This window comes from Telluria sp. RB2R28 (assembly GCF_059685835.1).
In genome coordinates, this window is the sequence record NZ_JCASIK010000002.1 from 782749 (window position 1) to 804525 (window position 21777).

Annotated in this window: 23 protein-coding genes; 6 read left to right on the plus strand and 17 right to left on the minus strand. The window is 63.1% G+C overall.

Going from position 1 to position 21777, the window contains the following annotated elements; all coding sequences use genetic code 11:
• The first annotated feature begins 130 nt into the window (after positions 1-130).
• Positions 131-412 carry a hypothetical protein gene (locus tag AC56LV_RS11075; RefSeq protein WP_183555566.1) on the plus strand — a complete coding sequence of 94 codons (282 nt, stop codon included), beginning with the start codon at positions 131-133 and terminating at the stop codon, positions 410-412.
• Positions 413-667: 255 nt separating this feature from the next.
• Here the strand turns inward: AC56LV_RS11075 and bamC are convergent, their stop codons facing one another.
• The 10 genes from bamC to AC56LV_RS11125 form a co-directional block, all read right to left on the minus strand.
• On the minus strand, positions 668-1861 hold the full coding sequence (gene bamC, locus AC56LV_RS11080) for an NlpB/DapX family lipoprotein (protein ID WP_499557604.1): 1194 nt from the start codon (positions 1859-1861) through the stop codon (positions 668-670).
• Between the two features lie 40 nt (positions 1862-1901).
• Positions 1902-2786: a 4-hydroxy-tetrahydrodipicolinate synthase gene (gene dapA / locus AC56LV_RS11085; RefSeq protein ID WP_499557606.1), complete on the minus strand. Its 885-nt coding sequence runs from the start codon at positions 2784-2786 to the stop codon at positions 1902-1904.
• A 55-nt stretch (positions 2787-2841) separates the two neighbouring features.
• A complete protein-coding gene (locus AC56LV_RS11090; RefSeq protein WP_499557608.1) occupies positions 2842-3429 on the minus strand; it encodes a class I SAM-dependent methyltransferase in 588 nt (195 codons plus the stop codon).
• Between the two features lie 4 nt (positions 3430-3433).
• Positions 3434-4087 (minus strand): site-2 protease family protein, encoded by a 654-nt coding sequence (locus AC56LV_RS11095; RefSeq protein ID WP_499557610.1) that lies wholly within the window; start codon positions 4085-4087, stop codon positions 3434-3436.
• A gap of 94 nt (positions 4088-4181) precedes the next feature.
• Positions 4182-4805: an L-threonylcarbamoyladenylate synthase gene (locus AC56LV_RS11100; protein ID WP_499557611.1), complete on the minus strand. Its 624-nt coding sequence runs from the start codon at positions 4803-4805 to the stop codon at positions 4182-4184.
• A gap of 21 nt (positions 4806-4826) precedes the next feature.
• A complete protein-coding gene (htpX, locus tag AC56LV_RS11105; RefSeq protein WP_499557613.1) occupies positions 4827-5702 on the minus strand; it encodes a protease HtpX in 876 nt (291 codons plus the stop codon).
• Positions 5703-5788: 86 nt separating this feature from the next.
• On the minus strand, positions 5789-6946 hold the full coding sequence (locus AC56LV_RS11110; protein ID WP_499557615.1) for an extracellular catalytic domain type 1 short-chain-length polyhydroxyalkanoate depolymerase: 1158 nt from the start codon (positions 6944-6946) through the stop codon (positions 5789-5791).
• 11 nt (positions 6947-6957) lie between these two features.
• Positions 6958-7374 (minus strand): ribbon-helix-helix domain-containing protein, encoded by a 417-nt coding sequence (locus tag AC56LV_RS11115; protein ID WP_229424778.1) that lies wholly within the window; start codon positions 7372-7374, stop codon positions 6958-6960.
• A gap of 153 nt (positions 7375-7527) precedes the next feature.
• On the minus strand, positions 7528-8361 hold the full coding sequence (locus tag AC56LV_RS11120; protein ID WP_499557617.1) for a 3',5'-nucleoside bisphosphate phosphatase: 834 nt from the start codon (positions 8359-8361) through the stop codon (positions 7528-7530).
• 42 nt (positions 8362-8403) lie between these two features.
• Positions 8404-9291 carry an alpha/beta fold hydrolase gene (locus AC56LV_RS11125; RefSeq protein ID WP_499557619.1) on the minus strand — a complete coding sequence of 296 codons (888 nt, stop codon included), beginning with the start codon at positions 9289-9291 and terminating at the stop codon, positions 8404-8406.
• 163 nt (positions 9292-9454) lie between these two features.
• On the opposite strand from AC56LV_RS11125, the gene AC56LV_RS11130 reads away from it, so the two are divergent.
• The gene (locus AC56LV_RS11130; protein ID WP_183555575.1) at positions 9455-9979 is read left to right on the plus strand and encodes a gamma carbonic anhydrase family protein; all 525 of its coding nucleotides are present in this window, start codon (positions 9455-9457) and stop codon (positions 9977-9979) included.
• Between the two features lie 3 nt (positions 9980-9982).
• Positions 9983-10963, plus strand: coding sequence for an Hsp33 family molecular chaperone HslO (gene hslO, locus AC56LV_RS11135; protein ID WP_499503305.1), 981 nt, complete (start codon positions 9983-9985; stop codon positions 10961-10963).
• A gap of 54 nt (positions 10964-11017) precedes the next feature.
• On the opposite strand, the gene AC56LV_RS11140 is transcribed toward hslO, so the two are convergent.
• Complete coding sequence (locus AC56LV_RS11140) at positions 11018-11800, minus strand: hypothetical protein (RefSeq protein WP_499557621.1); 783 nt, start codon at positions 11798-11800, stop codon at positions 11018-11020.
• Between the two features lie 189 nt (positions 11801-11989).
• Here AC56LV_RS11140 and AC56LV_RS11145 point away from each other — a divergent pair, with 189 nt between their 5' ends.
• Positions 11990-12505, plus strand: a complete 516-nt coding sequence (locus AC56LV_RS11145) for a Dps family protein (RefSeq protein WP_183555578.1) — start codon at positions 11990-11992, stop codon at positions 12503-12505.
• Positions 12506-12630: 125 nt separating this feature from the next.
• On the opposite strand, the gene AC56LV_RS11150 is transcribed toward AC56LV_RS11145, so the two are convergent.
• The 5 genes from AC56LV_RS11150 to pyrG form a co-directional block, all read right to left on the minus strand.
• Positions 12631-12906 (minus strand): helix-turn-helix domain-containing transcriptional regulator, encoded by a 276-nt coding sequence (locus tag AC56LV_RS11150; RefSeq protein WP_499557623.1) that lies wholly within the window; start codon positions 12904-12906, stop codon positions 12631-12633.
• Positions 12907-12916: 10 nt separating this feature from the next.
• On the minus strand, positions 12917-13276 hold the full coding sequence (ftsB, locus tag AC56LV_RS11155) for a cell division protein FtsB (protein ID WP_183555580.1): 360 nt from the start codon (positions 13274-13276) through the stop codon (positions 12917-12919).
• Positions 13277-13350: 74 nt separating this feature from the next.
• The gene (eno, locus tag AC56LV_RS11160; protein ID WP_367610692.1) at positions 13351-14637 is read right to left on the minus strand and encodes a phosphopyruvate hydratase; all 1287 of its coding nucleotides are present in this window, start codon (positions 14635-14637) and stop codon (positions 13351-13353) included.
• A gap of 96 nt (positions 14638-14733) precedes the next feature.
• On the minus strand, positions 14734-15588 hold the full coding sequence (kdsA, locus tag AC56LV_RS11165; RefSeq protein WP_183555582.1) for a 3-deoxy-8-phosphooctulonate synthase: 855 nt from the start codon (positions 15586-15588) through the stop codon (positions 14734-14736).
• Positions 15585-17282 (minus strand): CTP synthase, encoded by a 1698-nt coding sequence (gene pyrG, locus AC56LV_RS11170; RefSeq protein WP_499557625.1) that lies wholly within the window; start codon positions 17280-17282, stop codon positions 15585-15587. Before pyrG ends, kdsA begins: the two co-directional genes overlap by 4 nt.
• Positions 17283-17568: 286 nt before the next feature.
• Between pyrG and AC56LV_RS11175 the strand changes: the two genes are divergently transcribed.
• A complete protein-coding gene (locus AC56LV_RS11175) occupies positions 17569-19380 on the plus strand; it encodes a methyl-accepting chemotaxis protein (protein ID WP_499557626.1) in 1812 nt (603 codons plus the stop codon).
• A gap of 359 nt (positions 19381-19739) precedes the next feature.
• On the plus strand, positions 19740-21074 hold the full coding sequence (locus AC56LV_RS11180; RefSeq protein WP_499557628.1) for an MFS transporter: 1335 nt from the start codon (positions 19740-19742) through the stop codon (positions 21072-21074).
• 5 nt (positions 21075-21079) lie between these two features.
• Here the strand turns inward: AC56LV_RS11180 and AC56LV_RS11185 are convergent, their stop codons facing one another.
• Positions 21080-21715: a putative outer membrane beta-barrel protein gene (locus tag AC56LV_RS11185; protein WP_499557630.1), complete on the minus strand. Its 636-nt coding sequence runs from the start codon at positions 21713-21715 to the stop codon at positions 21080-21082.
• Positions 21716-21777: the final 62 nt, after the last annotated feature.

Below are 21777 nucleotides of genomic sequence, written 5' to 3' on the forward strand. Positions count from 1 at the left end.
AGGAAGGTTCCGTTGCGCCCGTGGCAGTCTTGCTATTTGTGAAGGCACGAGAATTCCATCGAGAAATAATTACCGGTAATTATTATTCGTATCAAGTAGTTCTACTTTTGTAAATACTAAGGAAAAAACCATGAAAAAATCCCTGCTGATCGCCTCCCTGTTCGCTGTTACCCTGGCTGCTTGCGCTAAGAAAGAAGAAGCACCAGTCGCACCAGTGACCGAAACCCCAGCTGCTGTCGTCGCTCCTGCTGACGCAACCATGCCAGCTGCTGACGCAACCGCTCCAGCTGCTGCTGCTGCTGACGCTGCTGCAACCGACGCAGCTGCTGCTGCTTCGACCGCAACCGACGCTGCTGCCGCTGCTCAGACCTCGGCTACCCAAGCTGCTGACGCTGCTGCTACCACCAAGTAATTCGTTACTCGGTATGAAGAAACCGGCCTGCGGGCCGGTTTTTTTACGCCTGCCGCTTTCGTAGGGTGGACGGCGATGCCATCCACACGTTCGAATCAACCAGATCTGGTGGTACATCAACGTTCGTTGAACGCGTGGGCGGGACACCCGCCCACGCTACGCCGGGACCGTTAGCCGGTTTTTGGGTGAACGGACAGCCCGCACGCGCATAAAAAAACCGGCCGCCTGGCCGGTTTCTTGTTGCCGCAACGAGGCTTACTTCAGCTCGTTGTTCAGCAGCGTCAGGATCTTGGTCGTCGTCGGCGACGTTTCCGCCTTGCCGTCGTTGGTCTGCACCGACACTTCGCTCACGTTCGCGCCCTGTGCGGCCTTGACCAGCACGCGGTAACGCTGCGCTTCTTTGGCGTCATCTTCCGACTTGCCGAACGCGAACAGACGCTTGAAGAAGCCATCCTTGGTCTCGCCTGCATCCGGATCGACATAGCGCACGAAGTAGATGCCCTGCACGCGGTCGCGGTCTTCGACGGTGAAGCCGACGCGATCGAGCGCCAGGCCGACACGGCGCCATGCGCGGTCGAAGCCTTCATCGACCTCGACCTTGTCACCCACCAGCTTGGCGTGCTGCGGTGCCAGCGGTGCATTGGCGACCATGGCTTCGGCCGGGGCGACTTCTTTCGCGCCGGTCAGCAGAGCGACGATGCGGCTCAGGTATTGCGATTCCAGGCCCGGATCATTGGGACGCACGGTCCAGGTCGTGGTTTCGCTTTGTGGACCGGTCAGGACTTCTTCGGCGCCGCGGTGGCTGACCCAGATCTCGGTCGAGCCATCTGGCAGGCGCTCGAGGCGCGTGCGGAACTTGTCGCGCTCGCCGGTCGAGTAGGCGCTGTCGAACACGCGGCCGATGGCGCGGCGCACGAAGTCTTGCGGGATCTTCGAGCGGTTCTCGACCCAGGCGGTTTCCATGGTGCCGGTGGTAGCCGACTCGGTCTCGAGTGCGAAGCCCTGCTCTTCCCAGAACTGGCGCAGTTGCGGCCACAGCTGCTCAGGCGTTTGCTTGACCACCAGCCAGCGCTGGTCGCCATTGCGCTGCACGCTGACGGCGTCGGTCGAGATCGGGCCGATCGGCTGGCCGGATGCCGACATACCGGCAACCGACGGCACGCCGCCGGCGGCGGCTGCGGCCTGGCCCTGCTGGAATTCGGATGCGGTGGCAACGCCACGGCCATCCGGGATCGCGTAGCGGTTGTCGCGCTGCAGCTTGGTCAGGTCAGGCGGCACGTCCAGCGGTGCGGCCTTCTTGGTGCCCTTGTAGTCGACTTTGTCGCCACTGAAAATCGTGGTGCAGGCTGCCAGGCTGAACGCGATGACCGTGAGCGACAGCACACGGGCGGCGGCAGGAGCGTTGATCAGGGATGCGCCGTTTGAATTCTTAGTCTTGCGAATAGTCATGTCGTTCGATATCAGGTCAGTAACCCGAACCCTTGCGGATTCAGGACGGGGAATGAACGCCGGCTTCCACCAGGGCGGCACGTACGATCTCGTGGTATTGGGAGGACAGCGGCGCGAGCGGCAGGCGCAAGCCCGCCGGCATCTTGCCCATCTCGGCCAGCGCCCATTTGACGGGCACCGGATTCGGTTCGACGAACAGCCTGGCGTGCAGACCGAGCACGCGGTTGTTGATCTCGAGCGCGCGCGCGATGTCGCCGTTCATGGCAGCCACGCACAGCTCGTGCATTGCGCGCGGCGCCACGTTGGCGGTCACCGAAATATTGCCGGCGCCGCCACAGAACATCAGCGCCATCGCAGTCGGATCATCACCCGAATACACGGCGAAGGACTTGTCGACCATCTTCAGGAGTTCGATGCCGCGCCCGATATTGCCGGTGGCGTCCTTGATGCCGACGATGTTCTCGATCGGCGCCAGGCGCGCGACCGTCTCGTTGGCCATGTCGGCCACGGTACGGCCCGGCACGTTGTACAGGATGATCGGCAGGTCGACCGCTTCGGCGATCGTGCGGAAGTGGCGGTACATGCCCTCTTGCGTCGGCCGGTTGTAGTACGGCACGACCTGCAGGGACGCGTCCGCGCCGACGCTCTTCGCGTGACGGGTCAGCGCGATGGCTTCCACGGTCGAATTGCCGCCGGTGCCGGCGATGACAGGGATGCGCCCGGCGACATGGTCGACGGCCAGCTTGACGAGTTCGCAATGCTCTTCCGGCGACAGGGTCGCCGATTCGCCGGTCGTGCCCACGATGACGATCGCGTCGGTACCTTCGGCGATGTGCCAGTCGATCAACGCGCGCAGGGAATCGCGATCGACGGTGCCATCTTCGAACATCGGGGTGACGATTGCTACGATACTGCCCTTAATCATAATCTTTGGACCGTGCCATTCATTTAAAAATCTGATTGTAGCGGATAGCCCGCTCCTATGGTTCATTCCTGACCACAATATGGTCGAGCCAGGCCTCGGTTTTGCGGTACGCATGGCCGGCGGCGCACAGGCGCTGCACCTGCGCCGGATGGGGCCGCTCAACGTGGCCGTCCTCGTACGCCAGCACCTGCAGGCCGCCATCGTGGGCCAGCGCCAGCAGTTCGCCTGGCGCAAGCAGGAACGCCGGATTCGACGGTTTGCCATACGCCTCGTTACCTTGCGCGAAGGTTTCGTAGATCAGGATCCCGTCGGGCCGCAGGCTGGCCGCGATCTGCGCAAACAGCGGCCGGTGCAGATAATTGGTGACGACGATGACGGCAAAGCGCCCAGCTTCGAATGGCCAGCTTGCACCATCGGCCTCAAGATCGCAGGCCAGTGTCGTCACGCCCTCGCCCGCGCTGGCGGCCAGCGCCGCCGGATTGCGATCGACGGCCAGCACCTGCAAGCCTTGCGCCGCGAGCAGGCGCGTGTGGCGCCCGCTACCGCAGGCCAGGTCAAGCGCCTCGCCTGACCGGACCAGCGGCGCGAAGCGCGCTACCCAGGGCGACGCGGGCAAGGCCGCCATGTGCGTGCCAGTGGTCATCGGCTCAGAGCAGGAAGAACGTGAATGGCGTGGCAGCCAACTGGACCAGGTAGCCACCCACCGTCATCACGGGCGCAAGCCAATATTTCATCACGCCGAGCAGTGCCAGTCCCAGCACGATGAAGAAGCCATACGGCTCGATGCGGGCAAAGGCGTAGGCCGCGCGGTGCGGCAACACGCTGATGAGGACCTGGCCGCCACTGAACGGCGGGATCGGCAGAAGGTTGAACGCCATGATCAGGAGGTTCGTGAGAATACCCGCCTGGGCAACCCGGTTCGGGAACTCTTCGCCGACCTGGAAGAACACCAGCAGCGCGCCCAGGATCAGCCAGAGCACGGCCATGATGAAGTTGGCGGCAGGACCAGCCAGCGCCACCCAGGCCATGTCACGCTTTGGATTGCGCAGGCGGCCATAGTCGACCGAGATCGGTTTGGCATACCCGAACACGAAGCCGCTCAGCATGAACAGGACGATCGGGATCACGATCGTGCCCCAGATGTCGATGTGCATCAGCGGATTGAGGCTCAGGCGCCCCTCTGCGTGGGCAGTATTGTCGCCGAAATACCGTGCGGCATAGCCGCGCGCAGCTTCCTGAAGGGTAATTGCGAAAAGGACGGGCAGTGCGTAGACCGCGATGGTGCGAATCGATTCTTCCATGACGGGATTCTATCAGACCCCGGCACGCAATTACCCCAGGCAATTCTTAAGACGGGGCGGTGAACAGCACGATGCCGGCACACCCCGGCATGGCCTACAGGCCGAATGCCGCCGGGTCGCCCCTGCCCTCGCGGATCAGCACCGGCTCAGGGCCGGTCAGGTCGATCACGGTGGTGGCCTCCAGCATGCCGGCGCCGCCATCAATGATCAGTTCGATCTGTTTCTCGAGGCGCTCGCGCACTTCATCGGGATCCGACAGCATGTACTCGTCGCCCGGCAGCTGCAGCGTGGTACCGATCAGCGGCTCGCCCAGCTCTTCGAGCAGCGCCAGCGTGATGCGGTTTTCGGGCACGCGCAGGCCAATCGTCTTGCGCGACGGGTGCGACAGGCGCCGCGGCAGCTCGCGCGTGGCTTCCAGGATCACCGTATACGGGCCTGGCATCGTCGCCTTGAGCAGGCGGTATTGCGTGTTGTCCACGCGCGCGTACTGCGCCACCTCGGACAGGTCGCGCACCAGCAGCGTCAGGTGGTGCTTGTCATCGACGCCACGGATGCGGCGCAGCTTCTCGACCGCGTTCTTGTCGTCCAGCCGGCAGACAAGGGCGTATGCGGAATCGGTCGGCAGCGCGACGATGCCGCCGGCGCTGACGATCTGCGCAGCCTGCTTGATCAGGCGCGCTTGCGGGTTTTCAGGGTGGATCTGGAAAAACTGGCCCATGGATGGTGTCCTTGTTATTGGTTAGCGCAGCGACTGGAGTGCGGCAATACGCTGCTCCATCGGCGGGTGGGTCGAGAACAGCGCGCCCCAGCCCCCGCCGCTGCCGGAGATGCCCGACGCCGACATCGCTTTCGGCAGCGCACCCGGCGCGAAGCCGCCAAGGCGGGCCAGCGCGTGCTGCATCGGTACCGGGCTGCCCATCAGTTTGGCGGCGCCGGCGTCGGCGCGGAATTCGCGCTGGCGCGAGAACCAGGCCACGATGATCGAGGCGAGCAGACCGAACAGGACTTCGCAGACCATCACGGTCAGAAAGTAGCCAATGCCGGGCGCGTCGCCCTCTTTACGGAACAGCAGCTTGTCGACAAAGAAGCCGACCACGCGCGCGAAGAACACGACGAAGGTATTGACCACACCCTGGATCAGCGTCAGCGTGACCATGTCGCCATTGGCGATGTGGGCAACCTCGTGGCCCAGGACAGCCTCGACTTCATCCTGGTTCATGCTCTGCAGCAGGCCGGTAGAGACGGCGACCAGTGCCGAATTCTTGAAGGCGCCGGTGGCAAATGCATTCGGCTCGCCATCGTAGACGGCAACCTCGGGCATGCCGATGCCGGCGCGCTCAGAGAGGCGGCGTACGGTGTCCACCAGCCATTGCTCGGTGGAGTTCGCCGGTTGCTCGATCACGCGCGCGCCGGTCGACCATTTGGCCATCGGTTTGCTCATCAGGAGCGAAATGAACGAGCCCGTGAAGCCGATGACGAGCGATGTCACGGCGAGCGTCGTGAAGTCGATGCCCTGCGCCGAAACGGCGCGGCCAAGACCGAACACGTTCATGACCAGCGTCAGCACCAGAACGACGGCAAGATTGGTGGCGAGGAAAAGAACAATGCGCTTCATGGCAGACAACTCCTGATTGATGACAAGATGCCAATATTGGGCTGCTTGCTGGAAAATTCAAGGGCACAGACTGCATGCCCCCTTCATCAGCGCTTCGTGCCCAGGAAAAACCGCAGCATTTCCTTCGAAGCGGATGGCCCTGCTGCATCGGTGTGCGATCCCGCCGCATTGCCGCCGGCCCAGGCGTGGCCCGCTCCCTGCACGACCCACTGCTCCGCCATGGCCCGGCCCGCGTCATCACGCCAGGTACTGCGGCGGCAACGGCGCCCGCCATGGGCTGCATCGTCGTGACGCACGCTCAGTGGCGCGGCGTGCAGGCCGGCGTGAGCGCCCACATACTGTTGCAGCACGGCGTCGCCATTGGCCGGCGTTACCACGTGATCGGTGCTGCCATGGAACACGATGACGGGCACCGCTTCGCGCAAGGTGCGCCCCTTGGCCGGCTTCTTCATGGCCTGCAAGCCGGTGATCATGTCGCGCCCGCTGCCGGCCGGCAGGCCGGAGTGCACGCCCACTGCCGCGAACAGGTCAGGGTACTCGGCGCCCAGTACCGCCGCCATCGCCCCGCCCGCCGACATGCCGGCCACGAACACCTGCGCCGGATCGGCGCCGTGCTCCTTGACAATCTGGCGCGTCAGCCCGGCGATGATGCCCGGCTCGCCCGCATCGCGCGCCTGGTGGCCTGACTCGAACCAGTTCCAGCACTGCGTGCGGTTCGACGCGCTGTCCTGCTCCGGATACAGAACGAGGCAGTTGGCTTCTTCGGCCAGGCGATTCATGCCGGTGCCGAGCGCGAAATCGTCGGGATTCTGCGTGCAGCCATGCAGCATGACGATCAGCGGGCGCGGCGCGGTCGCCGGCTGCGACGGGATGTACAGCTTGTAGCGGCGGCGGCCGGCGGCGTTTGAAAAGACGCCTGCCGTGAAGGTGCCACCGGCGACGTCGTCCATGACCGCCACATCGTCATCTTGAGGCATGCCAATGCCTACACCGACGCCGACGCCGGCGGCGCGCATGGCCGCCTGGCCCTTGCGCAGCTGGGCTTGCCAATCGGGCGCCGGGTTGATGTCCACAAAAGCCGTGGCGTCCTTGCTGGCGGGCGCGGCGCCCTGCCCCTGCCCCGGCATCAGGCCGGCTTGCGCCAGCGCCTGCTGGATCGTGGCGGTGGCCGAGGCCACATCCTTGTTCTGCACGAGGCGGGCAGAGGCCATCATCTTGTTCATGAATTGGTCGAGCGATTTCATAGCGTTCCAGTCTAGGTAAGGGTGCGATCTGCCAGCGCGGCGCGCACGGCAGGTGATGCAACGAATGCGCCCAGGACCTGGATCGAAGCGATCGCATTCCGGGCAAGTTCAGGTGATACGTTGTCTTCGATGACCGCGAGGCCCAGCACATGGATGTCCAGTTGCTGGCCCTCTGCCACCAGTTGTTCGAGTTCCTGCACCGAGTAGCGGTACAGGCCCATCACATAGCGCTTGCGCACGATGGTCTGGCGGATCACGTCGGCATGCTGCGTGAGCAGGTTGCGAATGGCCGTGCGCACCAGATCGGTACGGTTCGAATAGAACCCTTCCTCGACGAGCAGGTCGACCTGGGCCAGGTCGACCAGGCCGACGTTGACCGTAACCTTGTCGCTATCAGGGAGTTTCTGTTGGGGTAAAACTGCTTTCATCGTGCTCTCCATACGCTGCATATACTCCAATTGGAGTATAAATCGCCTTTTACAAGAGCTGATGGGCAAATTCTTTATAAAAAAAGGGAAAGCAACAGGCGTAACGCGGCCAGCCGCAGAAGCGGCGGCCGTACAGTCAGACGCAAGAGAGTGTTAGAACCAGTCGTGCCAGACCGGCGTCACGCCGGATGGCAGTGGCGGCAGTTCGGCGAACTCGACCCGCGATTCGCCGGGTGCGTGGAAGTCGGTGCCGCGCGAGGCAAGAAAACCATAACGGCGCGCGACTTCGGCGTAGGTGCCGTACTGGTCCGGCGTGTGGCTGCCGGTAACGACTTCAATGGCGGTGCCGCCCAACTGACGGAACTCATCAAACAGCGCGCCCTGGGCCGTGTCGCTGAAGCGGTAGCGCCCCGGGTGTGCAATGACGGCGATGCCGCCCGCACCTTGAATCCAGCCCATTGCTTCGCCGAGCGTGGCCCAGCGATGCGGCACATAGCCCGGCTTGCCTTCGGTCAGGAAGCGGCGAAACACGTCGGAGGTCGTCGTGCAGACGCCGATCTCGCACAGGTAGCGCGCAAAGTGGGTGCGCGACATCAGGTCGGGATTGGCGACATAGCGCAGCGCGCCTTCATACGGTGTGGGAATGCCGGCCTGTTCGAGCTGCGCCGCCATTTCGCGGGCCCGTTTTTCGCGCCCGTTACGGGTTGCCGCCAGACCGGCGATCAGCGCAGGGTTGTTTTCATCGACCTGCAGGCCGACGACGTGGACTGTCTCGTTGGCCCAGGTCACCGAAATCTCGACGCCCGCCACGAAACGCATGCCCAGCGCCGTCGCCGCCAGGCGCGCTGCCTTCACGCCGCTGATTTCGTCATGGTCGGTCAGTGCCCATACATTCACGCCACTCTTGCCGGCGTAAGCGGCCACGTCCGCTGGCGCGAGAACGCCGTCGGAAACATTGGAATGGCAGTGCAGGTCGACTTTCAGCATGGGATTTTCAGCAGGCGGGATGGACGCTCCATTGTACGCGGATCAAACCACCGGTGCAGCGAGGAAGTCTTCGATCATGCGCGCCAGCAATTCCGGCTGGTCGTGATGCAACATATGCCCTGCCTGCGGCATCATGCGCGCCGTGACATCCTTCAGATAGCCCATGCGGCGGTCGACTTCGGCGCGCGCCTGCTCCTTCGCGCCCATCCAGCGCCACATATCCGTGTCCTCGGCCTCGACCCACAGCACGGGCGCCGTGATGGCCGACCACGCCGCCATCATTTCGTCGACGTGGTACAGCAGCGGCCCCGTCATCTTGTGCGCCGGATCGCCCAGGATGCGCCACTGGCCGTCGCGGTCCTGCTCGGACCAGTGCGCAGCGAGAAAGCTCGAGCGCTCATACGACAGGCGCGGATTGGTCTTGCGCAGGCGCGCCGCCACCTCGTCCAGGCTGGCATAGCCGCGCATTTCGGGTGGCGCGCGCAATTCGTCGAGCCAGTTGGCCAGCCGTTTCGGATACTGCGCCGCTTTCGTGCCCGGCAGACCAAAGCCTTCCAGATTGATCAGTTTGCCCACGCGGTGGGGCCGCACACCGGCGTACAGCCCAGCGATATTGCCGCCCATGCTGTGGCCCAGCAGGTTCACGGCCTCGTCCGGGGCAAACCGGTCGAGCAGCGCATCGAGGTCGGCCACGTAATCCGGGAACCAGTAGGTATCGGCGCCCGAACGGTCGCTGTGCCCGAAGCCGCGCCAGTCGGGTGCAATCACGTGCCAGTCGCCCTCCAGGGCATCGACGACGAACTGGAACGAGGCGGCCACGTCCATCCAGCCGTGCAGCATGAACAGCTTGGGCGCGCCCTCGTTCCCCCAATGGCGCACGTGAAGGCGCAGGCCGCGCACGGTGACAAATTCTGAACGTGAAAGTTTCATGAGGCCTCGAAAAAAGTACGATCGTTCAGGCAATTATATCGCCGGCCCGTTGAATTCGCGTAGCGTGGCCCCATCTGCCGGTCTTCGGGCGATGGCGAAGCCGGCGCTGCCCGGGGCATGGGGCGGTAAAATAGCGCCATTCCAACCTTCTGCGAGCGCATCCATGGCCATTTACCAGCTGGGCGAACATGCACCCGAGATCGATCCGTCGGCGTTTGTCGCCGATTCGGCCACGCTGATCGGCAAGGTCACGCTGGCGGCCAACACGTCGGTGTGGTTCGGGGCCACGCTGCGGGGCGACAACGAACGCATCACCATTGGCGAAAACAGCAATGTGCAGGAAGGCACCGTGATGCACACCGATATGGGCTATCCGCTCGACATCGGCCAGGGCGTGACGATCGGCCACCAGGCCATGCTGCATGGTTGCACGGTCGGCGACGGCTCGCTGATCGGCATCGGTGCGGTGATCCTGAACGGCGCCCGCATCGGCAAGGGTTGCCTGGTCGGCGCCGGCGCGCTGGTCACCGAGAACAAGACATTTCCCGATCACTCACTGATCCTGGGTTCGCCCGCGAAAGTGGTGCGGACACTGACACAAGAAGACCTGCTGCGCCTGCAGGGCAATGCCGCGAGTTATGTCGCGCGAGGCCAGCTATTCAATACACAGCTAAAGAGAATCGGATAAAGAATGACGACACCAGACACCACGCTTGACATCACGCGCACCACCGGCGACACGCTGCAAAAATTCATCTTCGACAACGCCGCCGTGCGCGGCGAGCTGGTCGAAATTTCCGACACCTGGCGCGAGATCCAGGCGCGCCACGGCTACCCGAAAGCGGTGCGCTCGGTGCTGGGCGAGATGGTGGCTGCCTGCGCCCTGCTGTCGGCCAACCTCAAGTTCAACGGCTCGATTGTGATGCAGATCCACGGCGACGGCCCGGTGCGCCTGCTCGTCGTCGAATGCGACGCCGACCTGCGCATGCGCGCCACGGCCAAGCTGGCGCCGGACGTCGACGTCACCGACGACGCCACGCTCGGCCAGCTGGTCAATGTACAGGGCACGGGCCGCTTCGTGATCACGCTCGACCCGCTCGAAAAGATGCCGGGCCAGCAGCCGTACCAGGGCATCGTGCCGCTGGACGGCGACGACGTCGCCACGGTCATCGAAAACTACATGCTGCGTTCGGAGCAGCTCGACACGCGCTTGTGGGTTGCCGCCGACGACAAGGTCGCGCGCGGCATGCTGCTGCAAAAGCTGCCGCGTCACAGCGGTGGCGAAGACCAGACCAAGCAGGCCTCCGAGGCAGAAGACCTGGAAACCTGGAACCGCGCTGCGGCGCTGGGCGGCACGCTCAAGCACGAAGAGCTGCTGTCGACCGACATCTCGACGCTGCTGCACCGCCTGTTCTGGGAAGAGACGATCCGCGTGTTCGATCCGATGCACCCGCAATTCCACTGCAGCTGCAACCGCGAAAAGGTCGGCAACATGCTCAAGATGCTGGGTCAGCAGGAGGTCGAAACGGCGCTGGACGAGCTGGGCGAGCTGGGCATCAACTGCGATTTCTGCGGCAAGCATTATTCGTTCGACAAGGTCGATTGCGCTCAGCTGTTTGCCGTCGATACTGCAGCCCAGACGCTGATTCCGCCGAGCGGAAGCACGCACTAATACAACTCACCAGATTGTCGACAGGCCGGCTTTGCGCCGGCACTGCCGGACTATTCAGGGCGCTTCGGCGCCCTGTTCTTTTGTAGCAGCCTGCAGTGGCGCAACCTGCTGCGCATCGGTTGCGAATTCGTAGGTGATCAGGCTGTCGTTGTCCCACTCCTTGCTGCGCACTGGAACGATAAAGCTGTGATGATCTTCGCTCAGCGTCAGTAGCCTGCTGCGCTCGCCGGATGTCAGGCGCACCGCCTCGAGCCGCTTCGGCGCGCGATAGTACAGCGCCGTCATCGGCGCATGACACATTCCGCCGACCACTGCCATGGCGCTGCGCATCACAATACCGATCTCGTCCTTCATCACCGCCCATGCCACTTCGCATTCGAGCCGCATGTCGCCCAGCCGGCGCGAGTTGTCCGGCACGCCGGGGCTGCGCACACGCGGACGCCAGCGCATCCGTGATTTTTTACGGTTCAAAACCAGGTCGGCATTGTCGTCGAATGCTTCCTGGCTACGCGGCAAAATGAACGTCGCATCGTTGTCGAGCGCGAGCGGGAGGTCCACCGTATCACCGGACAGGCGCAGGGCGAGGCCGTCCGGCGACCGGGTCGTGCCATCTTCATTCTTCAATTCAAAGCGCAGACTGGCGCTGGGCGCGAGGCCATGGTGCTTGTCGAACGCGTCCAGCCCACGCGACATGATGCGGTAGGGGCGTAGCTCGGGATCCTTGACGCCGCTGACTTCGACCTTTGTTTGCATGCTGGCTTCGGGTGGCGTTACCTGCGCCCATGCCGGGCCGGAAAGTACCAGGACCAGTGCCACTACCGCGCGTTGCGACGTCATGTGATGACCTTTGTTATCGGAAATAAATCAGTCTACGCGACGGGTGCGCGCCAATTCTCACCCTTCGTCACACACCTCGTACCGTCCTGCGGCGATTCAGCCATGGTGGTAAGCTGATGCCTGTTTGATACTGTTGCATTTTCAGACAGTGGCACCACATGAATATCACTGACTAATGGAGAAATACACATGAACATCGATATTGGCATCAACACCGAAGACCGCGCAAAAATCGTCGAATCGCTCTCGACCGTTCTGGCCGACAGCTACATGCTGTACCTGAAGACCCACAACTTCCACTGGAACGTGACCGGTCCGATGTTCCAGACCCTGCACGTGATGTTCCAGGAGCAGTACACCGAGCTGTGGACCGCACTGGACGATATCGCCGAGCGTATCCGCGCACTGGGCCACTTCGCACCAGGCACCTACAAGCGTTATGTGGAACTGTCGACCATCACCGAAGAAACCGACGTGCCGTCGGCCAAAGAGATGATCCGTCAACTGGTCGAAGGCCAGGAAGCCGTGATCCGCACCGCGCGCGCCGCCGTGCGTATCGCTGACGAAATCGACGATTTCCCGACCGCCGACATGCTGTCGACCCGCATGGAAGTGCACGAGAAAAATGCATGGATGCTGCGCGCATTCCTGGAGCAAGGCGCCGGCCACGAGCAGGGCGACGCATCGTCGCAGTCGAAAGAGTAAGAACCACTGCGGCCCTTCATGGGCCGCTGTATCGCTAATTGATTAGCGTCGAAACGTCGTTCCAGCGAAAGCGGGAACGACGTTTTTATCTATGGGGTGAAGAGACGCGGGGCACGTCGTCAGTCTTACTTCCCGCCACTCATGTGCAGGTCGACGACCTTCATGATCTCGAGCGTGAGATCCATGTCGAACTCCCCTGCCGTCATCGCCGCCTGCAGCGCGTCGCGCGGCATGCCCACGCTGGCAGCCAGTTCGCCCAGGGCTGGCGCTTGCGCCACTGCCTGCAAGGCGGCGGTAATTACGGCGCCATCGCCATCTTCGAACGCTTCGGCCAGGCAGTCTGCGATCGCGTCGAGCGAATCGAGGCTGGCGGGATCGATCGGGGTAGTGTCTTCGGTCATGATAGTTGGTTCAGTGTGCGGCAGCGCCGGTGGGCTTGGCGCCCGGTTTCGGCGGTGGCGGTGGTGGCGGCACGGTCATCGATTCGACCGGGATTTCATTCTTGCGCAGCACCTGCACGAAAATCTCGTTCTGCTTGATCATGCCCAGGTCGTAGCGCGCACGCTCTTCGACAGCGCCCGTGCCTTCGGTCAGGTCATCGACTTCAGAGTCGAGCTTGCTGTTGCGCGCGGCGAGCTGCTCGGTCTTGATGCGCGTGGTTTCAACCTGGTTCTGCATGTCGGCCACGGACAGCCAGCCGCCCTTGCCAAGCCAGAGGGGATACTGGATCAGCACGAGCAGCGCAGCCAGGACAATCGTGATCAAGCGCATGGTGAGAAACGAAGGAGATGAAAAAGCCGACGCGCGGGTGGGATGATCCCATCCCGCGCGCCGGCTCCAGGGGATTACTTCAGGTTGTAGAACGCGTCACGGCCCGGGTAGCTGGCGATGTCGCCCAGGTCTTCCTCGATGCGCAGCAACTGGTTGTACTTGGCCATGCGGTCCGAACGCGACAGCGAACCGGTCTTGATCTGCAGCGCGTTCAGGCCCACTGCGATATCGGCGATGGTCGAATCTTCGGTTTCACCCGAGCGGTGCGAGATCACGGCGGTGTAGCCGGCGCGCTTGGCCATTTCGATGGCGGCAAACGTTTCGGTCAGCGTGCCGATCTGGTTGATCTTGATGAGGATCGAGTTGGCGATGCCCTTCTGGATGCCCTCTTTCAGGATCTTGGTGTTGGTGACGAACAGGTCGTCGCCCACCAGTTGAACCTTCTTGCCCAGTGCGGCGGTCAGCGTGGCCCAGCCTTCCCAGTCGCCTTCGTGCATCGCGTCTTCGATCGAGATAATTGGGTACTTGTCGCACCAGGTCGCGAGCATGTTGGTGAAGTCGGCTGCCGACAGGCTCAGGCCGCCTTCGCCTTCGAGCACGTAACGCCCATCTTTATAGAATTCGCTGGCGGCGCAATCGAGGCCCAGCGCGATGTCCTGGCCGGCGACGTAGCCGGCCTGCTCGATCGCTTCCATGATCAGCTTGATGGCTTCTTCATGGTTGGCCACCGACGGGGCGAAACCGCCTTCATCGCCGACTGCCGTGTTCAGGCCGCGTGCGTGCAGGATTTTTTTGAGCGTGTGGAACACCTCGGCGCCGTAGCGGATGGCTTCCTTGAACGATGGGGCGCCCACCGGGATGATCATGAACTCCTGGATATCCAGGTTGTTGTCGGCGTGCGCGCCACCGTTGATGACGTTCATCATCGGTACCGGCATCTGCATTGCGCCCGAACCGCCGAAGTAGCGGTACAGCGGCAGGCCCGCTTCTTCGGCAGCGGCCTTGGCCACGGCCATCGACACGGCCAGCATGGCGTTGGCGCCCAGGCGGCTCTTGTTTTCGGTGCCGTCGAGATCGATCAGGGTGCGGTCGAGGAACGCTTGCTCGTTCGCGTCCAGGCCCATGATCGCTTCGGAGATCTCGGTGTTGATATTTTCGCAGGCTTGCAGCACGCCTTTGCCGAAGTAGCGCTTCGGATCGCCGTCACGCAGTTCGATCGCTTCGCGCGAGCCGGTCGATGCGCCCGACGGCACTGCCGCGCGGCCCATCACGCCCGATTCGAGCAGGACGTCGCATTCGACGGTAGGGTTACCGCGGGAATCCAGGATTTCGCGGCCGATGATATCAACAATAGCACTCATGTTTCTCAGTCTCCAGAAGGTAGGTAATCTTGGGGGACCACCGTGTTGCGGGTCCCTCAGGGATACCCGCAACACGGTGCATCCAAACCTGAACGGTTACTTGAAGTCGAATTCCAGGAACGGCGACTTCTTGACGACGCGATCGATCTCGACCAGCGTCGTCAGGAGCTCTTTCATGCGCGCCAGTGGCACTGCATTCGGCCCATCCGACATCGCATTGGCCGGATCCGGGTGCGTTTCCATGAACAGGCCGGCGATGCCCGACGCCACGGCGGCGCGCGACAGCACAGGGATGTGCTCGCGCTGGCCGCCCGACGACGTGCCCTGCCCGCCTGGCAGCTGCACCGAGTGGGTCGCATCGAACACCACCGGGCAGTTCGATTCGCGCATGATGGCCAGGCCACGCATGTCCGACACCAGGTTGTTGTAGCCGAACGAGGCGCCACGTTCGCAGGCCATGAAGTTATCTTCTTCGAGGCCGGCGTCGCGCGCAGCGGCGCGCGCTTTGTCAATGACGTTCTTCATGTCGCCCGGGGCCAGGAACTGGCCCTTCTTGATGTTGACCGGCTTGCCCGAACGCGCGCAGGCGTTGATGAAGTCGGTCTGGCGGCACAGGAACGCCGGCGTCTGCAGCACGTCGACGATGCTCGCGACATGCGGGATCATTTCGGCGTCATGCACGTCGGTCAGCACCGGCACGCCGATTTCGCGGCGCACATCGGCCAGGATCTCGAGACCCTTCTCGATGCCAGGGCCGCGGAACGATTTGCCCGACGAGCGATTGGCCTTGTCGAACGACGATTTGTAGATGAACGGAATACCCAGTGCTGCGGTGATTTCCTTGAGCGTACCCGCCGTGTCCATCGCCATCTGGCGCGATTCGATCACGCAGGTGCCGGCGATCAAAAAGATCGGGTGCTCGAGGCCGACGTCGAATCCGGCGAGTTTCATGCTGCGTCTCCTTGGAGTGCTGGTGCAGCCAGTTCAACGTTGGCGGCAGGATTGGTGTTCGATGCCTGGTGCGCCAGGGCGGCCTTGATGAACGACGTAAACAGCGGGTGACCGTTGCGCGGCGTCGACTTGAACTCGGGGTGGAACTGCACGCCCATATACCACGGGTGCGAGTTCGCGCCGGTGCGTGGCAGCTCCATGATTTCGCACAGGTCTTCGTTTGGCGTACGCGCCGACACGGTCAGGCCGGCAGCCTCGACCTTTGGCAGGTAGTGGTTGTTGCCTTCGTAGCGGTGACGGTGACGCTCGGTGACGACGTTGCCGTAGATTTCAGCGGCCAGCGTGCCCGGGTTGACGGCGCAGGTCTGCGCGCCCAGGCGCATCGTGCCGCCCAGGTTCGAGTTGGTGTCGCGCTTTTCGACCTTGCCGTCGTGGTTCTGCCACTCGGTGATCAGGGCGACGACCGGCTGGTCGGTTTCCGGATCGAACTCGGTCGAGTTGGCGTTGGCCAGGCCCGCCATATTGCGTGCGTACTCGATCAGCGCGACCTGCATGCCCAGGCAAATGCCCAGGTACGGGATCTTGTTTTCGCGGGCGTAGCGGGCAGCAGCGATCTTGCCTTCGACGCCGCGCTTGCCGAAGCCGCCCGGCACCAGGATCGCATCGTACTTGGCCAGGTGGTCGCAGCCGCGGGTTTCGATTTCTTCGGAATCGAGGTACTCGATGTTGACGCGGCTTTCCGTGTGGATGCCGGCGTGGCGCAGCGCTTCGGTCAGCGACTTGTACGACTCGATCAGGTCGACGTACTTGCCGACCATGCCGATCGTGACTTCGTGCTTCGGATTCTCGAGCGTGTGGATCAGCTTGGTCCACATCGACAGGTCGGCTTTTGGTGCTTCGAGGCCGAGCGCTTCGAGGATGATGTCATCCAGGCCCTGGTCACACAGCACTTGCGGGACCTTGTAGATGGTGTCGACGTCCCACACCGAAATGACGGCCTGCTCTTCCACGTTGGCGAACAGCGAAATCTTGGCGCGCTCGTCGTCCGGGATCGGGCGGTCGGCGCGGCACAGCAGCGCGTTGGGCGAGATGCCGATTTCGCGCAGCTTCTGCACGCTGTGCTGGGTCGGCTTGGTCTTGAGTTCGCCGGCCGAGGCGATGAACGGCACAAGCGTCAGGTGCACGAATGCAGCGCCCTTGCGGCCCGAACGCAGCGACAACTGGCGCGCCGCTTCGAGGAACGGCAGCGACTCGATGTCGCCCACGGTGCCGCCGATTTCGACCAGCGCCACGTCGACGCCTTCGGCGCCGCGGCGGATGTAATCCTGGATCTCGTTGGTGATGTGCGGGATCACCTGCACGGTCTTGCCGAGGTATTCGCCACGACGCTCCTTGCGAATCACCGATTCATAGATCTGGCCCGTGGTGAAGTTGTTCACCTTTTTCATGCGGGTGCTGATGAAACGCTCGTAGTGGCCAAGGTCGAGGTCAGTCTCGGCGCCGTCGTCGGTGACGAACACTTCGCCGTGCTGGGTTGGACTCATGGTGCCCGGATCGACGTTGATGTACGGATCGAGCTTGAGCATGGTGACTTTGAGACCGCGGCTCTCGAGGATTGCGGCGAGGGAGGCGGCTGCAATCCCTTTGCCCAGGGAAGAGACGACGCCGCCAGTGACGAATACGAATTTGGTCATTGTGCTGATGGTGCCGAACGGCACACGCGGGAAATAGAAATTATACCTTAAAGCGGCAAATATCGCCTCATATCAAGGCGTTAACTTCTCTGGCAGCACTGTCGCTGGCCGATCACAAAATCACAAATTACCGCCCATTCTCAGTGCATTTTCGTTTCAACTGAGCAATAATTACGAGCAGCAAGTTCAGATTTCAAATCAATTACAACAACAGTCGAGACAGTCGGCAGCTCCCGCAGTCCCCGGTCCCGGACCGCCGCACTTAGACATTTCACCTAGAGCAAACATGGGCAACTTTATCAAACTCAATATCGGAACGCGACTGGCAGCAGGGTTCGCACTGACCCTCATGATGACGGTCATTATCGCGACCGTCGGCGTCTGGCGGCTGAACCAGGTCGCGCAGGAAACGCAGATCATCCTGGCCGAGCCGCTGGCGAAAGAACGCATGATCGCCGAGTGGTACACGCAGATTTTCGCCGCCGTGCGCCGCACCGCCGCCATCGTCAAGAGCAGCGACGGCTCGCTGACCGCCTACTTCAAGGAAGACGCGGCCGCCACCGGTAAGCTGTCGGCCGATCTGGTCAAGAAGATCGAGCCGTTGATCAGTGGTGAGGAGGAGACTGCCCTGTTCAAGTCGGTGATGGAACACCGCGCCGCTTACAGCAAGGCGCGTGACGGCGCCGTCAAGGCCAAGTCCGATGGCAATACCGAACTGGCTGAGCAGATCCTGAACCAGCAATTCACGCCGGCCGCCAAGGCCTATGAAGAGCGCGTACACGATCTGGTCAAGCTGCAGCAAAAGCACATCAGCGACAGCGCTGCAATGATCGCCGGCACCGCCGCTCGGGGCAAGGTCGTCATCGGCGCGCTGGCAGCCGGCGCCCTGCTGCTGGGCGGCGTCTTCGCCTGGCTGCTGACCCGTTCGATCACCGGGCCGCTGCGCCGTGCCGTGCAGGCTGCCGAACAGGTTGCGGCCGGCGACCTGACCGTGCGCATCGACAGCAGCGCCAGCGATGAAACCGGCGCCCTGCTGCGCGCGCTGGGCAATATGAATGACAGCCTGGCCAGGATCGTCGACGAAGTGCGCACCGGCACCCAGACCATCAGCGGCGCCTCGGGCGAAATCGCCGCCGGCAGCTTCGACCTGTCGAGCCGCACCGAACAGCAGGCCGCGGCGCTGGAAGAAACCGCCGCCTCGATGGAAGAGCTGACGGGCACCGTGCGCCAGAACGCCGACAATGCGCGCCAGGCCAACCAGTTGGCGATCGCCGCCTCGAGCGTCGCGACGCAGGCCGGCGCCTCGGTCGACCAGGTCGTCGCCACGATGGGCTCGATTAACGAGTCGTCGCGCAAGATCGTCGACATCATCAGCGTCATCGACGGCATCGCGTTCCAGACCAATATCCTGGCGCTGAATGCTGCCGTGGAAGCAGCACGCGCCGGCGAGCAGGGCCGCGGCTTTGCCGTCGTCGCCTCCGAAGTGCGCACGCTGGCGCAGCGCTCGGCGGCGGCCGCCAAGGAAATCAAGGGCCTCATCGGCGACTCGGTCGACAAAGTCGACACCGGCACCAAGCTGGTCGACCAGACCGGCGCGACGATGCGCGAAGTGGTGGATTCGATCCGCCGCGTGACCGACATCATGGGCGAGATTTCGTCGGCCAGCCAGGAGCAGATCACCGGCATCGACCAGGTCAACCAGGCCATGGGCCAGATGGACAACGCCACCCAGCAGAACGCCGCACTGGTCGAAGAAGCCACTGCCGCCACCGCGTCGCTGCAGGATCAGGCCAAGCGCCTGGCGCAGGTCGTCGACGTGTTCAAGCTCGACGCCGCGCACACGACCCCGGTCGTGGTGAGCGCGCCTGTCAAGCGTCCGCCACCGGCACGCCCGGCGCTGAGCAAGCCGGTGCCGCGTCCGGCGGCCAAGCCTGCTGTGGCGCCTGCTGCGGTGCCTGCTGCGGTGTCTGCCGAAGCGCCAGTGAGCAAGCCGGCAGAAAAGCAGGCAGCGAAACCAGCCAGCAAGCCGATCGCCAAATCAGCCAGCAAGCCGGTCGCCACGACCAAGATGAATGAAGCGGAGTGGGAAGAGTTCTAAGCTTCCAGCTGTTGCCAGCAAAACCGCCGTCCCCGCTCCGGGCACGGCGGTTTTTTTACATCCTGATCGTATCTTTCATCAACGTCGCACATCCACACGAAATTCACTAACAAGTTAACACATTTGTGCAAATGTGATACCATTTAGCAAGATCAACTCCGGTCTCACGCAATGGCGCGGTCACGTGTCGTTGCTTGCCGTTCCCATGGCATGTCACGGGCATCCTTGCCCTGAGTTCCTCTCCGGAACTGCCCTACCACGCGCCACCGCTGCGCGCACTTCGCCCCTTCCGGGTCGCCCATCGCGTTCACGAACGCCACGATTTTGCAGGTGCTAATTTGTCTCCAACAACAAACCGCATGCCAACGGCATCGCCACATCTTCCCTCTTCCCCACCGGGCATCCTCGACCGGCTATGCGACAAGCTCGGGATTCCCCGCTCACTGCTGTGGGGCTTCGTCGGCCTGCTGATCTTCATGATCGGCGATGGCGTCGAGCTCGGCTACCTGGCGCCCTACCTGGCCCAGAAAAACATGGTCGAAGCCGATATCGCGGTCCTGTTTACCGTGTATGGCGTGACGGTGGCGATCGGTTCCTGGTGTGCCGGTGCACTGTCGAATATCTGGGGTCCAAAGAAAGTCATGCTGATCGGCGCCGGTATCTGGGTCGTGTTCCAGGTGGTGTTCCTGACGTTCGGCGTCGGCCAGATGAGCTATCCGATGATGCTGGCTGGCTACGCGCTGCGCGGCTTCGGCTATCCGCTGTTCGCCTACGGCTTCCTGGTCTGGATCGTGGCCGCCACGCCGGCCAAAAAACTGGGCCTGGCGATGGGCTGGTTCTGGGTGGCGTATGCGGCCGGCCTGCCGACCCTCGGCGCTTTAGTCGCGAGTTTCTCGGTACCGCTGATCGGCGCGCTGGCCACGTTCTGGCTCTCGCTGGTTCTGGTGATTGCCGGCGCCGCACTGGCCCTGCTGTGCGTGAAGGATGCCGCCGGCACCAGGCGCCTGGCGCCAGTTGGCGAAAAGCCGCTGACGTCACTGATGGGCAGCGTCTCGATCATGTGGGAAGAGCCGAAGACCTCGCTCAGCGGCGTGGTACGTACCATCAACACGGCGTCGATGTTCGGTTTCTTCATCGTGTTGCCGGGCTTCTTCATGGACGTGATCGGCTTCACGTTGGAGCAGTGGCTGCGCCTGGTGACGGTGATTTTTGTCGCCAATATCGCCGGCAACATCATCTCGAGCCGCCTGGCCACCCGCTTCGGCCTGCGCAACACCGTGATCTGGATGGGCGCCGTCGGCAGCGCCATCACGACGCCGCTGTTCTTCTACATGCCGCAGCTGTTCATCGGTAACTTCTACATCGCCGCGCTGTTCGGTGCGATGTACGGCATGACGCTGGGCGGCTTCGTGCCCCTGTCGGCACTGATGCCGCTGCTGGTGCCGAAAAACCGCGCTGCCGCACTGTCGGTGCTGAGCCTGGGTGCGGGTGCTTCGACCTGGGTCGGGCCGGCCATTGTCGCCATCTTCAGCGCGTCGCTGGGCGTGGCAGGCATCATCTGGATCTTTGCCGGTCTGTATGCGCTCAGCGCGTTCCTGATGATTCCGCTGCGCGATCCGGAAGAACTGCGTGACGACAAGGTGGCCAAGCGTGCTTCGGCGCCGGTCGCGGCGGCCCCCGCCGCCGCGCACTGACGGGATCAGAATCCCATCTGCATGCTTCCCTTGATGCCGTCCTTGACGACGCTGCCAAGCTTCTTGGCCGCGTTGCCGTGCCGCGCAAACTCGGCGTTGACCGAGGTTGATTTGTCGAGCTTGAGTTTTGCGCCGCCGCCCGTGTACAGCCCCGTCTCGGACCCGGCATTGACGCCACGCTTGAGCACGCTGTAGGCAACCCCCGCCTTGGCATACGCCGACAGGCGCTCGTCCTCGGGCGTCGATAGCTTGACGGCCAGATGGTTGCTCGAACCTTTGGCGCCGAGCACCTCCGACGCATCCTCGGGCCTGCCCTGCTCGACCCGGTACAGGCCGCGGTCTGGCAGATTGACGTAACCGGCCTCGAGCGCGACATTCGGGGTGACCTTGACACCGCCAACCAGCTGCGGGTCACGCCGGAAGCCCTTGAGCACACGGTCAATGGGCTGCGCGACAACGTTTGCCCCATACAGGCGCGAGCCTGCCGGCCGCGTTTCGGCAAAAGGATCAGGTTCGTGCAGCTGATCGGCCTTGAGTACCGCCGGCCCGGCTGGCGTCTGGATTGGCAGCAGTTCCTGCGCCTGCACCGCACACGCGGCGAGCGCACCAACGGCCAGCGCCATGATCCGGGTCATCGTCATCTTCATCCCTCCAATTGACAGACCTGAAGCTTACGCCGGAAAGCGTCCGGCGCGGCATGCGC